General features: G+C 35.1%; 18 protein-coding genes and 1 pseudogene. 15 read left to right on the plus strand and 4 right to left on the minus strand.

Translation table 11 applies throughout. The features are described 5' to 3' along the window. A pseudogene (locus tag AC0NJG_RS20205) lies at window positions 1–515 on the plus strand (hypothetical protein); the annotation flags it as partial. Window positions 516–697: 182 nt separating this feature from the next. Beyond that, window positions 698–964: an ArsR/SmtB family transcription factor gene (locus AC0NJG_RS20210; protein ID WP_000661864.1), complete on the plus strand. Its 267-nt coding sequence runs from the start codon at window positions 698–700 to the stop codon at window positions 962–964. A 245-nt stretch (window positions 965–1,209) separates the two neighbouring features. On the opposite strand, the gene AC0NJG_RS20215 is transcribed toward AC0NJG_RS20210, so the two are convergent. After that, complete coding sequence (locus AC0NJG_RS20215) at window positions 1,210–1,533, minus strand: winged helix-turn-helix transcriptional regulator (RefSeq protein ID WP_087996320.1); 324 nt, start codon at window positions 1,531–1,533, stop codon at window positions 1,210–1,212. A 124-nt stretch (window positions 1,534–1,657) separates the two neighbouring features. On the opposite strand from AC0NJG_RS20215, the gene AC0NJG_RS20220 reads away from it, so the two are divergent. The 7 genes from AC0NJG_RS20220 (at window position 1,658) to AC0NJG_RS20250 (ending at window position 7,651) form a co-directional block, all read left to right on the plus strand. Further along, the gene (locus AC0NJG_RS20220; RefSeq protein WP_140168670.1) at window positions 1,658–2,191 is read left to right on the plus strand and encodes an NAD(P)H-dependent oxidoreductase; all 534 of its coding nucleotides are present in this window, start codon (window positions 1,658–1,660) and stop codon (window positions 2,189–2,191) included. Window positions 2,192–2,325: 134 nt separating this feature from the next. Next, the gene (locus AC0NJG_RS20225) at window positions 2,326–3,828 is read left to right on the plus strand and encodes a class I adenylate-forming enzyme family protein (protein ID WP_474063335.1); all 1,503 of its coding nucleotides are present in this window, start codon (window positions 2,326–2,328) and stop codon (window positions 3,826–3,828) included. A 166-nt stretch (window positions 3,829–3,994) separates the two neighbouring features. Beyond that, window positions 3,995–4,543 carry a GNAT family N-acetyltransferase gene (locus AC0NJG_RS20230; protein WP_087996316.1) on the plus strand — a complete coding sequence of 183 codons (549 nt, stop codon included), beginning with the start codon at window positions 3,995–3,997 and terminating at the stop codon, window positions 4,541–4,543. Window positions 4,544–4,702: 159 nt separating this feature from the next. Beyond that, window positions 4,703–5,266: a GNAT family N-acetyltransferase gene (locus AC0NJG_RS20235; protein WP_087954785.1), complete on the plus strand. Its 564-nt coding sequence runs from the start codon at window positions 4,703–4,705 to the stop codon at window positions 5,264–5,266. Continuing rightward, window positions 5,263–5,967 (plus strand): SDR family NAD(P)-dependent oxidoreductase, encoded by a 705-nt coding sequence (locus AC0NJG_RS20240; RefSeq protein WP_474063336.1) that lies wholly within the window; start codon window positions 5,263–5,265, stop codon window positions 5,965–5,967. The genes AC0NJG_RS20235 and AC0NJG_RS20240 overlap by 4 nt, the downstream gene beginning before the upstream one ends. Further along, on the plus strand, window positions 5,964–6,740 hold the full coding sequence (locus AC0NJG_RS20245; RefSeq protein ID WP_140168669.1) for a GNAT family N-acetyltransferase: 777 nt from the start codon (window positions 5,964–5,966) through the stop codon (window positions 6,738–6,740). Before AC0NJG_RS20240 ends, AC0NJG_RS20245 begins: the two co-directional genes overlap by 4 nt. A gap of 11 nt (window positions 6,741–6,751) precedes the next feature. Further along, window positions 6,752–7,651: a PhzF family phenazine biosynthesis protein gene (locus AC0NJG_RS20250; RefSeq protein ID WP_087954790.1), complete on the plus strand. Its 900-nt coding sequence runs from the start codon at window positions 6,752–6,754 to the stop codon at window positions 7,649–7,651. 178 nt (window positions 7,652–7,829) lie between these two features. On the opposite strand, the gene AC0NJG_RS20255 is transcribed toward AC0NJG_RS20250, so the two are convergent. After that, complete coding sequence (locus AC0NJG_RS20255; RefSeq protein WP_000801653.1) at window positions 7,830–8,039, minus strand: hypothetical protein; 210 nt, start codon at window positions 8,037–8,039, stop codon at window positions 7,830–7,832. Between the two features lie 157 nt (window positions 8,040–8,196). On the opposite strand from AC0NJG_RS20255, the gene AC0NJG_RS20260 reads away from it, so the two are divergent. From AC0NJG_RS20260 to AC0NJG_RS20275, 4 genes are read left to right on the plus strand one after another with little or no spacing between them, the layout of a single operon-like run. Then, complete coding sequence (locus AC0NJG_RS20260; RefSeq protein WP_474063337.1) at window positions 8,197–9,045, plus strand: aminoglycoside phosphotransferase family protein; 849 nt, start codon at window positions 8,197–8,199, stop codon at window positions 9,043–9,045. Window positions 9,046–9,072: 27 nt separating this feature from the next. After that, window positions 9,073–9,630, plus strand: a complete 558-nt coding sequence (locus tag AC0NJG_RS20265; protein ID WP_087996307.1) for a DUF7010 family protein — start codon at window positions 9,073–9,075, stop codon at window positions 9,628–9,630. Window positions 9,631–9,655: 25 nt separating this feature from the next. Next, complete coding sequence (locus AC0NJG_RS20270; protein ID WP_087996303.1) at window positions 9,656–10,483, plus strand: MBL fold metallo-hydrolase; 828 nt, start codon at window positions 9,656–9,658, stop codon at window positions 10,481–10,483. Between the two features lie 15 nt (window positions 10,484–10,498). Then, window positions 10,499–11,065, plus strand: coding sequence for an SGNH/GDSL hydrolase family protein (locus tag AC0NJG_RS20275; protein ID WP_474063338.1), 567 nt, complete (start codon window positions 10,499–10,501; stop codon window positions 11,063–11,065). Window positions 11,066–11,109: 44 nt separating this feature from the next. On the opposite strand, the gene AC0NJG_RS20280 is transcribed toward AC0NJG_RS20275, so the two are convergent. Next, the gene (locus AC0NJG_RS20280) at window positions 11,110–11,526 is read right to left on the minus strand and encodes an SRPBCC family protein (protein ID WP_087954795.1); all 417 of its coding nucleotides are present in this window, start codon (window positions 11,524–11,526) and stop codon (window positions 11,110–11,112) included. 80 nt (window positions 11,527–11,606) lie between these two features. After that, on the minus strand, window positions 11,607–12,617 hold the full coding sequence (locus AC0NJG_RS20285) for an aldo/keto reductase (protein ID WP_087954797.1): 1,011 nt from the start codon (window positions 12,615–12,617) through the stop codon (window positions 11,607–11,609). A gap of 419 nt (window positions 12,618–13,036) precedes the next feature. Here AC0NJG_RS20285 and AC0NJG_RS20290 point away from each other — a divergent pair, with 419 nt between their 5' ends. Together AC0NJG_RS20290 and AC0NJG_RS20295 are read left to right on the plus strand one after the other, a co-directional pair. Continuing rightward, the gene (locus AC0NJG_RS20290; protein WP_000860823.1) at window positions 13,037–13,378 is read left to right on the plus strand and encodes a winged helix-turn-helix transcriptional regulator; all 342 of its coding nucleotides are present in this window, start codon (window positions 13,037–13,039) and stop codon (window positions 13,376–13,378) included. A 189-nt stretch (window positions 13,379–13,567) separates the two neighbouring features. Beyond that, the gene (locus AC0NJG_RS20295; protein ID WP_000816333.1) at window positions 13,568–13,894 is read left to right on the plus strand and encodes a winged helix-turn-helix transcriptional regulator; all 327 of its coding nucleotides are present in this window, start codon (window positions 13,568–13,570) and stop codon (window positions 13,892–13,894) included. The last annotated feature ends 292 nt before the right edge of the window (window positions 13,895–14,186 follow it).

A 14,186-nucleotide genomic window follows, 5' to 3' on the forward strand; every position in this document is an offset into this window, starting at 1 on the left:
ATGGAAGAGGGTCCCAAGGAAATAATGGGCACCAGCAAGAGAACAACGGAAGAGGGTCCCAAGGAAATAATGGGAATCAGGAAGGAAACAATGGAAGAGGGTCCCAAGGAAATAATGGGCACCAGCAAGAGAACAACGGAAGAGGATCGCAAGGGAATAATGGGAATCAGGAAGGAAACAACGGAAGAGGGTCCCAAGGAAATAATGGGCACCAGCAAGAGAACAACGGAAGAGGATCGCAAGGGAATAATGGGAATCAGGAAGGAAACAACGGAAGAGGATCGCAAGGGAATAATGGGAATCAGGAAGGAAACAATGGAAGAGGGTCCCAAGGGAATACTGGGCACCAGCAAGAGAACAAAGGAAGAGGGTCCCAAGGAAATAATGGGAATCAGGAAGGAAACAACGGAAGAGGATCGCAAGGGAATAATGGGAATCAGCAAGAGAATAATGGAAGAGGTTCTCAAGGGAATAGTGGACATAAGCAAGAAAACAATGGAAGAGGGTCGCAGTAAGGAAAGTTCTTACCACATAATATCGAGTAAAAGAAAAATGTATAGAATATTGAACAGAGGAGGGATTCTTTCCATCTGAAAAGATTTTTTAAATTTTTTAAAATGACGGACACAAAATCGTATATCCTTTCGAATTATATATATGGATATCATTAATATTTATGTAAAAGGGGAGAAAAAATATGAAAGAAATGTATGAAGAAATCACTGAAGTATTGAAGGTATTAGCACATCCTGTCCGTTTATCATTAGTAAAAATAATGGTTGCAAAAGGTCCTATTAACGTAACGACAATGTATGAAATGTTACAAATGCCTCAAAGTACAATTAGTCAACATTTATCTAAACTAAAAGCTACTAAAGTCGTTACAGGTACTCGAAAAGGGTTAGAAATTTATTATGAAGTAACGGATAATCGTACAAAAGCGATATTATTAAGCTTGGCTTAATGGATAATTGTTTAAACTTCAAAATGAAGTAAGAAAGACATTCAGCGACTATAATTTTCTTATTAACATCAGCCGTGCTTTGTTGTTAATTTGTTTCATATACTTCTTTATTTGGGTCTTGCCGTATCACTATCAAGCTAATTCTTAAATGGACTATAAACATGAAAGTTTTTTATTAAGGTCTTTTTGTTAGCTTGATAGTGATGTGCCGTTCCCAACAGTATGCAAAGAAGTTGGTAGGTTTTTTAGTCATGTAATTTTTTTATTTGATGATCTTTTCCCCATTCGCATAATTCATCCATAATTTGTATTAAAGATTTCCCGTAGTCACTTATTGTGTACTCAACCTTTGGTGGTACTTCTTGATATACAGCACGATGGATAATCCCATCAGCCTCAAGTTGTCGAAGTTGTTGAGTCAGAACTTTTTGCGTAATGTTTGGGATTTCTCGCCGGATTTCATTTGTACGCATTTTTCCATCCATCAAAACACATAAAATATGAACTTTCCATTTTCCGCCGATTACATCGAGTGTCGTTGCAATTGGGCAGTTATCATTTTGATTCATATTACACCTCCAAAGGTACCTCAAGGTTCCTATAGCACCTGAAAGTACGTACTTTTCAATTATATGTAATGCATTCATACTAATATGTAAAGGATTGATTCATTTATAAAGGGGATGGAAAATGATGAGAACACTTGTAATTGTAGCACACCCTCATATTGAAAAATCAAAAATTAATAAAAGATGGATAGAAGAACTTGAGAAACATTCAGATGAAATTACGGTGCATGAATTATATAAAGTGGCACCAAACTGGGAGTTTAATATTGAAGAAGAGCAAAAGTTACTAGTAGAACATGACAGATATATATTTCAATTCCCGCTATACTGGTACAGCACACCGCCATTATTAAAAAAATGGTTTGACGATGTATTAACATATGGATTTGCGTACGGATCAAAAGGGGATAAAGTGAAGGGAAAAGAGTTTGGTGTAGCTATTTCTATAGGTGGATTAGAAAACGATTATGAAAATAGCGGAATTACGATGGATGAGTTGACGAAACCATTCCAAGCTACATGTCTATATACAGGTATGGAATTTATACCTTCATTTTATTTATATGGTGCAGAATACAAACTAAGTGATGAAGAGATTAATAAAAGTGCACCTGAGTATGTGCAATATGTAATGAACAAGAAGTATTCTAATATATAATAAAAAATAGCCATTTACTTGTGAAGTAAATGGCTATTTTTTATTCTTATTATATTCACTAAGTGTAATCTTTAGTAAATTAATAGTTAATCTGGTAAAATAAAAACCCTAACATATATAAAGGGGAGTTTTACTTGAGAACGATGCAAAAATTATTACAAAAAAGAGCAATGCAATCACCAAATTTGGAAGCGCTTGTAGGCGGAGGGAAAAGATATTCGTTTCAGCAGTATAATGAACGAGTAAATCAGCTTGCACATTATTTGTTACGTAATGGTGTGCAAAGAGGAGATCGTATAGGAATACTATGCAAAAATAATCATCCGTTTCCAAGCGTTATGATGGCAAGTTTAAAAATTGGGGCTGTATGTATTCCGCTAAACCATCAGCTTACTGTGTATGAATTAGAAACAATTGTAAAAGAAGCGAGATTAAAAGTGTTAGTGATTGATGAAGAATTTAGTGAAGTGTTATTAAAGGTAGGTGCTGTTAAAGAAATTCCTTATGTAATTCAAATGACAAAAGAAGGCTTTGGTTCATTTGAATTAGAGTTGCAAAAACAGCCAACGACAGAACCGAACGTAGAAGTTCAGGAAGAAGATGATGCCATTTACTTATTTACTTCCGGAACGACTGGACAGGCAAAAGCATGCGTAATCGGACATAAAAACTTACATCATTATTTTGCTGAGATTGCAGGACAAAGAGAAATTCCAGCAGGTGAGCGCTTTTTATCCGTGCATCCATTATTTCATATGAGTGGCGTGCTTTCTATTTTAAATTGTATTTATCATGGTGTTACGATGATTTTCTTAGCTGATTCGAATCCTACTCTTATTTGGGATAAGATTGAAGACGAGAAAATTACTACGATGCTTGCATTCCCGGCTGTTTATAGCTATATGCTTGATGAACTAAATAAAAAAGAACGTAACATTTCAACCTTTAAAGTAGCACAAAGCGGTGGAACAAAAGTGCCAGAAACGCTCATTCAAAAATATATGGAAAAAGGAATCTATATGGTGCAAGGCTATGGTAGTACAGAAGGTTGGGTTGTAACTTCATGGCATCCAATGATGGGAAAAGAAAAGATGTCTTCTGTAGGAAAAGCCTTGAAAAATGTAGAGGTGAAAATTGTTCATCCAGAAACAGGCGATGAACTAAAAACAAATGAAGTTGGAGAGATTCATGTAAGAAGTCCATACATGTTTAAAGGGTATTGGAATAATGAAAAGGCGACAAAGAAGGTAGTAAAAGATAATTGGTTTAACATGGGTGATGCTGGCATGATAGATGACGACGGATTCCTGCATATTATGGGAAGATATAAAGACGTTATTATACGTGGTGGTGACAATGTATATCCAGACCAAGTAGAAGATGTTATTCATGAAATACATGGTGTTTTAGAAGTTGCAGTAGTTGGGGTTCCAGATGACTTTTGGGGAGAGGTTCCGACAGCGTATATTGTAAAAGATATGCAAACGTCTTTAATGGAAGAAGAAATTATACAGCATTGTAAAGAAAAACTGGCAAGTTATAAAATACCAGAAGTTGTATTTATGGACAAATTACCGAAAAATGCTTTAGGAAAAGTGTTGAAGAGGGAATTAAGAGAAGATGTACTTGTAAAATAAAAAGCGATTAGATGATGAGGAATCCGGTTATGTATAAAGCATAACTGGATTTTTTGTTTATAGTTCTGTCGATGGATATTGTGAAAATTTAAAAATTTTTGTGTTTTTTTAGTGTAATATTGAAAATAAAGGGAGTTAACCAATTTCAGTACAAGGTGGAGAGAATATGTCTATAAAATTAGAAACTGAGCATTTATGTATAGAACCTTTTACCAATGATGACGTGTTTAGAATTAAAGAGTTAGCTAATGATAAGGAATTATCTAATATTCTTGGGCTTCCACACCCATATAAATTAGAGTTCGCGCAAGATTGGGTTGATATGCAACCAGAACTTATAAGGAAAGGAATCGAATATCCTTTAGGAATTGTCTCTAAAGAATCAAGAGAGATTGTAGGTACAATTACATTAAGAATTGACAAGGGTAACAATAGAGGTGAACTTGGTTATTGGATTGGTAAGAATTATTGGGGAAAGGGTTTTGCAACTGAGGCTGTAAACAGGATGATTCATTTTGGCTTTATCGAATTAGGTTTAAATAAAATTTGGGCATCTGCCATTTCTAGAAACCAATCATCGATTAAGGTGTTAGAGAAGTCGGGCTTACGTAAAGAAGGCACATTAAGACAAAATAGACTGTTATTAAATACATATGAAGATGTTGATGTGTATGGAATATTAAAGACAGAATACAACGTTTTAAATTACAGATAAGTTTGGTAGTGTGATAACAAAAGGAAACCCTTTGGAACAGGGTTTCCTTTTGTATTTTAATAGAACCATGTTTATCAAAAACATAATAATTTACTAGATTTTGTATTTTGTGTAAGATAATAAAGAATATTCGAACATTAATCAAGGGAAGAGATATAAATGAAGCTGCCGCTATTACAGATAGAGACAGAGAGACTCATGGTCCGTCCGTTCCAAAATGATGATTATGAAAGTTGGTTAGATGGATTTAGTAAGAGGTTACCATCGCAGTATAAATATGACGATGGTTATCAAGTTATGGCATCAGCAACAAAAGAATGGTTCACAGAATGGATAAGAGGCTTTGATGAAGCAGCACATCGAGATGAGATGTACGTATTAGGTATTTTTCGTAAAGAAGACGGAGCTAATATTGGTAAGTTAGAGCTTATAAAAATTTTACGTATGGACTATCAGTGGGCAATGATGGGCTACTCTATTCATAATCAATATTGGAAAAATGGATATGGGATAGAAAGTGTAAAAGCCGCGTTACCGTTATTTTTTAATCGTCTTCATTTTCATAGAATCGAGTTACATATACGTGTTGATAATGAGCCATCAGTACGTCTTGCGGAAAGAACAGGTTTTTCTTTTGAATGCAAGAGAGAGGCGTTTTCTTTGGAGAAGGATAAGTGGGTGGATTTTCTTATTTATTTTAAAAATAAGGAGATGAATATATGAGAGTTCTAATTACAGGTGGAAATCGCGGATTAGGGTTACAGTTAGTAAAAGTATTTCATGAAAATGGGCATATCGTTTATCCGTTAGTTAGAACTGAGGTTGCGGTAACGCAATTGAAGCAAATGTTTAGTGGTAGATGTTTTCCTATATTAGCAGACTTATCGGCTGATGAGAGTACGGAGCGAATTAAAAACCAGCTTGAGGAATATACAGAGTATATGGATCTAGTTATAAATAACGCTGGCATTACTGGGAAGGAGACTGAGATTTTACATACAAATTCAGAAGAGTTAATGGATTTATTTAATATTCATTGTTTAGGTGTAATTCGAGTTGTAAAAGGTACATATGTGGCGTTAGCTAAATCGGATTATCCGAGAATCATAAATGTGTCCTCTCGATTAGGTTCATTGCATAAAATGGCGAACAAAGAGTTTCCACAAGGACAGTTCTCATATTCATATCGAATTGCTAAAGCTGCACAAAATATGTTAACACTCTGCTTACAACAAGAATTTGAGGATAAAGGAATTTGTGTAACTGCCATTCACCCAGGAAAATTAAAAACTGATATTGGTACCTTTGATGCGAATATGACTTCGGCTGAAGGAGCAAAAAATATATATGATTGGGTAATAGATTCAAATGAGGATATTTCAGGGAAGTTTATGGAGCCGGGGATAGGAGAATTAAAGTGGTGAAGTACGATCTTACAGTTGTTCAAAGTTTATTTGGTCCTTCTAAAAAAGTATTAAATGGCTTACCAAATGCAGTAACGATTGAAGAGATAGAAGAGAATGTTCTTTATGATGTACAAACTTATAAAGAAAAGATAAGTAGATTTGAAGAAGTTTGTTTTAATTGGGAGTTAAAAAGAGCGAGTATTGTATTAAACAAAAGGTTTAGTAGTTATAACTCAAGTGTGAAAGTGTTACTTGATGCCGGTTTTTCTTTGTATGCCGCAAAGATAGAAGTATGTAGAGAATTGAACAATGTAGAAGGACCTGAAAGACAATATACATATCGATCAATAGCAGAAGGAACGTTATCGGAAAAAGAATTTAAATATATTTGGGAACAATGTATATCGGGTTCAGGGAATCAAACTTCAATTTTAACTATTGATGAGCATTTTTATTCAGTGCAAACAGAGTTAGGTACGGGATGGGAAAAGTCATGTATTGTTTTTTATGATAAAACTGAGCCAATTGGTATGTCCATACCCCATATAGAAACTGGAACAGAAAGTGAAGGACGATTATTTTATTTTGGGGTAATGCCTTATTATCGCGGGAAAGGAATCTCTTCCCAACTGCACCTTCAATCTTTACATATGTTAAAGGAAATGGGCGCTACTTATTATATCGGAAGCACACATACTTCAAATGAAAAGATGCAGAGGATATTTTGGAGAAATAATTGTCCGTTGAAAACGGAGATAGAGCTGTATTGTAAAATTTTTAAAGAAGGTTAGGAGAAAAGAAAATGAAGACTATAAACATAGTTCATTATGATGCATTTACGAATAAACCAAATAAGGGAAATCCAGCAGGTATTGTATTAGAAGCAGATGGATTAACGGAAGAGGAAATGCAAATTATTGCTGAAAAAGTTGGATATAACGAAACAACTTTTGTTCTTTCCTCAGAAGTAGGAGATATAAGAATGCGCTATTTTACACCTGGTTTTGAAATGGATTTATGTGGTCATGGGACAGTTGCAACAATATTTGCTTTGCGTGAAAGAGGGTTATTAGAAGAGAAAAATAACCTTACGATTGAAACGAAGGCTGGGATTTTACCGATACAAATAGGTGTAAAAGAAAATGGAGAAGCCTTTATTAAAATGAGGCAGGCAGCACCTCAGTTTAAAGAATTTACAGGTTCAACAGAAGAATTAGCTCATAGTATCGGTTTAGAAGTAAATGATTTAGATGTAACTTTACCGATTGTATATGGAAGTACTGGTAATTGGACTGTAATTGTACCGATTAAAAATCTAGATGCGTGTGAGAGAATGAAACCTAACAATGAGGTGTTTCCATCGGTATTAAAAGAAATACCTAACGCTTCTATTCATCCAGTTTGTTTAGAAACTTATAACGAAAAGGTACATATGCATGGGCGTCATTTTTCATCAGCTTATGCTGGAACGATTGAAGACCCAGTGACAGGAACAGCTTCAGGTGTAATGGGCGCGTATTATGCGACGTATTTGGAAAAAGATCTTGACCATGAAACGGAGTTAATTGTTGAACAAGGACAGGAAATACATAAAGATGGTCGTGTAACGGTTTATGTAACAAAAGATGTAGAAAATGAGAATTTACAAATAGATATTGCGGGAACAGCAGTATATGTGAAAGAGTTTGAAGTTTTAATATAAAGTGAAACTTTAATCAGTGGGGGGGCATCCCCACTGATTATTAGTTGAACCAATCGGGCTTTTACTGGCAGTTGATCCCCCACCTAACTTCTCTGCTTCCGCTGAATTTTGAGGTGAGGGTCTTACTGCCTGTTAATGCGGGATAAAAAAGAAAGCCCGGCATACATCCGGACTTTCATTATCTGTTCAACACTTCAATATACGAAGCATCTCCAGTTGTTCTTAAAGCAGAGCGAAAATTGTTATTTTCTAGCGTTTTAGCGACTTGTTGTAACTGCTGTGCATCATCATGATGGATAAGTAAGCTGTCAGCACCGCTTTCTTCTATATGAATATGTTCGACGTTTCCAATGGCATCATGTACAGCTTTTAAAAATTCAGGTTTCATAATGTCCTCCTATATGTATGTAACGTTGTTGTTAGTATTTCCCTATTTTTGAAATATAAAAGTAAATGAATTTTTGTTATATTAAGATTTTTAGAGGGATTTACCATTTGTTTGTCAAATAATAGTAAAGTTGTCTTTTGAATTGAAGGGTGAGGGAATGGACATTTCAGTAATCGCTACACAACTAGTTAAGGAGAAAGTGATTTCACATTATCCAAATAGCGTAAAAGTGTTAAACGGAGGAACGACAAGTACTGTATATTTGTTGGAAGAAAAATACGTTGTAAAGCTAAATGAAGCAGAAGTAATACGTGAAGAAGCTAATTTTCTCTCTTTTTATGAGGGGAATACGTTGTTTTCAAAGCTTTTGTATAAGGACCCTTTGCATACATATATTGTGTATTCTTTTCTTGAAGGTAGTACTTCTTACGAACAAGGAAATAAACGAATTACCCTTAGTACCCTAGTAAAAGAAGTTATTAATAAGTATGCAATAGTTTCACGTATAGATGGCTGGGGATGGAAAGAAAGCCCGGTTCAATCTTGGAATGAATTTTTAACGACAAATGTGATCGAAGCTCATAAAAATGTAAGATCGTACATAAGTGAGGAAGAGTATAGAAAAGTTCTTACGTTAGTAAATAGTCCAAGTAGGGGGACTGGAATAAATCAGCCATTTTTATTGCATGGTGATTTTGGATTTCATAATTTTATATTTCAAGGAAATATGCTACATGGTGTAATTGATCCCCTACCAGTGCTAGGAGATCCTATATACGATTTAATTTATGCGTTCTGTTCAACCCCGGAAGATTTAACGAAAGAAATGATTGATTATGCGATGAAACAATGTGTATTTCATAAAAAAGACCGTGATTTATATGAAGAAATAGTCATAGGATTATATTTGCGTATAGATACGTGTTTACGGCACCACCCGAAAGATTTAGAAGATTATTTAGCAGCTTGGCGTTATTGGATGGACGAGGTTGAGGCGACTTTATAGTACAAATATTTTTGGGGAGATAGTGAGATGAATGTTGCAGAAGCGAAAAAGGATTTAGCAATCAAAACGAAGAGAGGATTACCGATTATATTAGCTGGTGTTTTATTTTGGATAGTTATGAGTATAACGGGCTTTGTTCTTTCTGAAAAACAAGTGGTGTGGGTATATTTAATCGGTATGGGATGTGTGTTTCCTTTCGGCTTAATGATAGCTGCTATATTGAAAATTGATATGTTTGCGAAAGGAAATCCATTAGGGATTTTGGCAGGATTAATTGGTGGGATAAATGTACTGAATATTCCGCTTGTATTACTTGCCTATTTTCAATTTCCAGAATGGTTACCTTTTGTAGTAGCAATGTTAATAGGTGTTCATTTTATCCCGTACGTATGGATTTATGAAAGCAAAAGTTATGGTTTATTATCAGTAGGGACTGTATTCGTAACGTCAGTTTGCGGGATTCTTTTTGCGGAAAAAGGATTTACGGTGATTCCATTATCGGTTACAGCTGTTTATTTACTTACTTTTATCAGTTTATTAATTGAAAATAAAAAAGCAGAACATTATCAAAAAAAATCAGCTTAATAAAAATATAGGGATAGGGGGAATTATGATGAAAAATTACGTTTGTACAACATGTGGTGTACAGTATGCAGCGGGTGTAGAAGAACCGGTGAGTTGTCATATTTGTGATGAAGAAAGGCAATATGTGAATCCGAAAGGGCAGTCTTGGACGACTTTAGAAAACTTGCAAATAAGTGATACATATAAAAATGAAATAATTGAAGAAGAAAACGGGCTTTATAGTATTACGACAAAACCAGGGTTTGCGATCGGTCAAACAGCATTTGTAGTGAAAACAGAATCATATCGTTTACTATGGGACTGCATTACTTATTTAGATGAAATGACAATTGCGAAAATAAAAGAGATTGGCGGATTAGATGCAATTGCCTTGTCTCATCCTCATTATTATTCAACGCAAGTAGAATGGGCAGAGACATTTGATGTACCAATTTATATACACGAAGATGATAAAGAGTGGGTGATGCGCCCGAGTAGTCGTATTATTTATTGGTCTGGTGAGTCTTTACAATTAGCTGATGGATTGGTCATTCATCGTTTAGGAGGTCATTTTAAAGGTGGATCTGTCTTACATTGGGAAGAAGGTAATGATGGGAAAGGAATTTTGTTAACAGGTGATATTATTCAAGTTGTAGCAGATGAGCGGTGGGTAAGCTTCATGTACAGCTATCCAAACTTAATTCCATTACCAACGAGAAAAGTGGAAGAAATGGTGAATCGAGTGAAGCTGTTACAGTTTAATCGTTTATACAATGCTTTTCATCGAGTAGTAAAAGAAAATGCAAATGAGGCAGTGGAACGTTCTGCTGAAAGATATATAAAAGCAATAGAAGGAAAGTTGTTTCATACGTAAAAGGAGAGTAGCTTAATGAAAACGTTAGTATGCTTTGGAGATAGTATTACAGCTGATGAAACATTTTTTGATGGAACGCCGAGATTAACACCACGTTTGCAAGAGATGTTTCCGAACTGGAAAGTAGAGAATGCAGGTGTTCCAGGGGATAATACATTCGATGCGTTAAACAGGATTGAAGAAGATGTAATTTCATATAAACCAGATTTCGTAACAGTTTTTCTTGGGACGAATGATGCAGTTTCTTTTTCTCAAGTGTCATTACAAGCATATAAAGAAAACTTAGAGAAGATTGTGAACCAAGTTTCATCAGATAAAGTACTACTGATTAGTCCTGCCCCAGTTGATGAAGAAAGACAGCATAATAGAACAAATGAAGTACTCGGTCAGTATGCAGACGTGGTAGAGGAAGTGGCGAAAGAAACAGGAAGCTATTTTCTAAATTTGTATGCTGAAATGATTCAAGAACGGAATTATAAAAGGTTTGTAGAAAATGATGAAAAAGATGGATTACACTTTGGACCAGAAGGCTATAAGTATGTAGCGAAGTTAATTGGTGAAAAGTTAAAAGGGATTTTATAAAAAAGCAAAGCGATATCGCTTTGCTTTTCATTGTTTTTAATAGCTCAATCTAGAAATGCTTGTTGCAATGCTTTCAGTCCATCACTGTAAATGCCATGAAATAGGTTTATTGCCTCTTCATCACTAACTTCAACAGGAGTGAACGTACCAGACCACTCTACTACCGATGTGTTACTTTCAGTACCTTCTTTCACCTGGATTGTAGATAGATAATTAGTGACTGGGAACGGTGCATTCATGATTGAATACGTGTAGTATCGTTCTTTATCATTGAATACTTCTAATCGTTCTATAATCGTGTCACCATCTGGATTAGCTAGGTGACGTACACGACCGCCTTCCGTTAATTTACTGCTAGGTATATAAGGTAACCAGTCTGGAAGGGAGTTGAAACCTCCGATTAATTGCCATACTTGTTCAGGTGAACCGAAAATTTCCATAGATGTAGTAGTGTGTGCCATATTCATTATGCTCCTTTTCATTCCGGTATTTACGGGTAAATAATCAGTGGGGGATGCTCCCACTGATTAAAGTTTCATTATTATTTTACGTTGATTGGTAGTGGTGCATTAGATGCTACTAGTTTTTGTTCGCGCATTTCTTCCCAGAATGCTGCTGGAATTACTGTATTTAAGGCGTTTTGGTCTTCTACAATTCGTTCCGGTTTACTTGCACCAGGAACAACGGCAGCAACTGCTGGATTTGCTAATGAAAATTGTAATGCAGCAGCTTTGATGCTAATTACGTGACGATCTGCAAGAGCTTTGATTTTCTCAACTTTTGCAATAATTTCCGGTGATGCTTTTTGATATTCGAAGTGAGCACCTCCAGCAAGAATACCTGAGCTATATGGGCCACCAACAACAATATCCATATTATGCTTAACAGCTGCGGGCATTACTCGTTGCAAGGCACGCTCGTGATCTAATAATGAATAACGACCAGCTAATAGGGATATATTTGGCTTCGCTTCTTCTAAATCAAGCATAAGTTCAATTGATTCTACTTTGTTTACTCCAAGCCCCCAGCCTTTAATTACACCTTCTTCACGTAAACGTGTTAGTGCACGGAATGCTCCTGTTCGAGCTGTTTCAAATTGTGAAATCCACTCATCACCATAAAAGTCTTGTGCTAAATCATGAATGAAAACAAAGTCTAGACGATCTGTTTTTAAACGTTTCAAACTTTGCTCGATAGAACGAAGTGTTGCATCTGCGCTATAATCATTGATCATTTTATTTTTACGGCCAAATTCGAAAAGTCCGCCTTTTTCACCTAAATCACGTGCAGATGGATCTTCTAGTTCATCTGAAATCGTTCGACCTACTTTCGTACTTAAAAAGTAATCATCACGATTTCTTTTTGACAGTGCTTCACCAAGACGAATTTCCGCTAAGCCAGATCCATAAAGTGGAGCTGTATCAAAGTAACGAACGCCATTCTCCCAAGCCGCATCCACTGTAGCGATTGCTTCTTCTTCTGGAATATTACGATACATATTTCCTAGTGGTGCTGTACCAAAACCGATTTTTTCTTTTAGTAATTTACTCATTATACATATCCTCCTAAAATATATTTGAAAATTAATTAATGATTGTGAAAATCCATATATGTCATTTCGTCGTCTGACAAAAGGCATGATAAAAGTATATAAACAGTTAAAAAAGTACGTTACCACTAAAAGATAACATGGGTAATTTCTAACACTGCATGACTCACTCAACTCTTACAAATGCTATTATGAAATGTATTTTACATAATGAAAAGTACGTACTTTAAAGTAATATAGATACTAAAAAGTAATACAGGTACTTTTTAGTGCCGTACTACTCATCTGCTGTTTACGTATGCTATTATGAAACATGTTTAATACAATAAAAAGTACGTACTTTAAGGTGCTATAGATACTTAAAAGTAATATTTAAATCTTTAGCTTAATTGCCTTATAACATTATTAAAGGAGATTTTCATATGAAAACATACAATATTCCTGTAGAGGCGACTTTAGAGGTTATCGGTGGAAAGTGGAAAGTAGTAATCCTTTGTCATTTAAAGAAAGACAAAAAGAGAACGTGCGAATTAAAACAATTAATGTCTGGTATTACACAAAAGATGTTAACGCAGCAATTACGTGAATTAGAAGAAGACGGTGTAATCGAGAGAAAAGTGTATAACCAAGTGCCGCCAAAAGTAGAGTATTCGTTAACGGAATACGGTCATTCTTTAGATGCTATACTCGATTCTCTTTGTAACTGGGGAGAACATCATCTTGAAAAGAATGGCAACACGTCTATGCTCATTACAGCAGAATAAACAAGAAAAAAACGAACGGGAATACGTTCGTTTTTCTTTTTGTATATAGGAATATTTTTAAACGGCATAATTACTTTTTGGTAATATAGGTACTTTTTTGTGCTGTAGGAACTAAAATGTGCCGTATAGAAAATTATTTGTTTTTACGTAACAATAGAGAAGAAATTTAGAAAAAAGGAGGGAGATCGCGTGAAACAATACAATATACCGATAGAAGCAACTTTAGAAATTATCGGGGGAAAGTGGAAAGTCGTCATTTTATGTCACTTAACGAAAGGAACGAAGCGAACGAGCGAGTTGCAGCGTCTAATTCCTGAAATTTCTGTTAGAATGTTGACGCAACAATTACGTGAGCTAGAAGATGATGGTGTGATTACACGTGAAATCTATAAAGAAATTCCACCCCGAGTAGAATACTCCTTAACTGATTATGGGTGGTCTTTGCAAAATGTATTAAATCAATTGACCGTATGGGGAGAACGATGCATAGATAGAAAAAATAGTAAAGTTAAGTGAAATGAAATCTCTATATGTAATATTGAAAACACCACCTAATGACGAGGTGGTGATTTTTTTAGTATAAAAATTTAGAAAGTAAGGATCTATACGATATTAACAACTGTTTTAGCCGTGATGAATAATGGATTAAAGTTTTCATAGGTACTTAAAAGTGCCTTCATCACTTTAAAGTACGTACTATGCTTCATAATATAACCGTTTTATAATGACACTCGTAGCAAGAGGTCATAACGGTTTTAAGCTATGTTCAAAAAGACTTATTAACTAGTATAGTTTTTTGTTCAATTTC

The sequence above is a fragment of the Bacillus sp. SSR7 genome, from assembly GCF_055902415.1.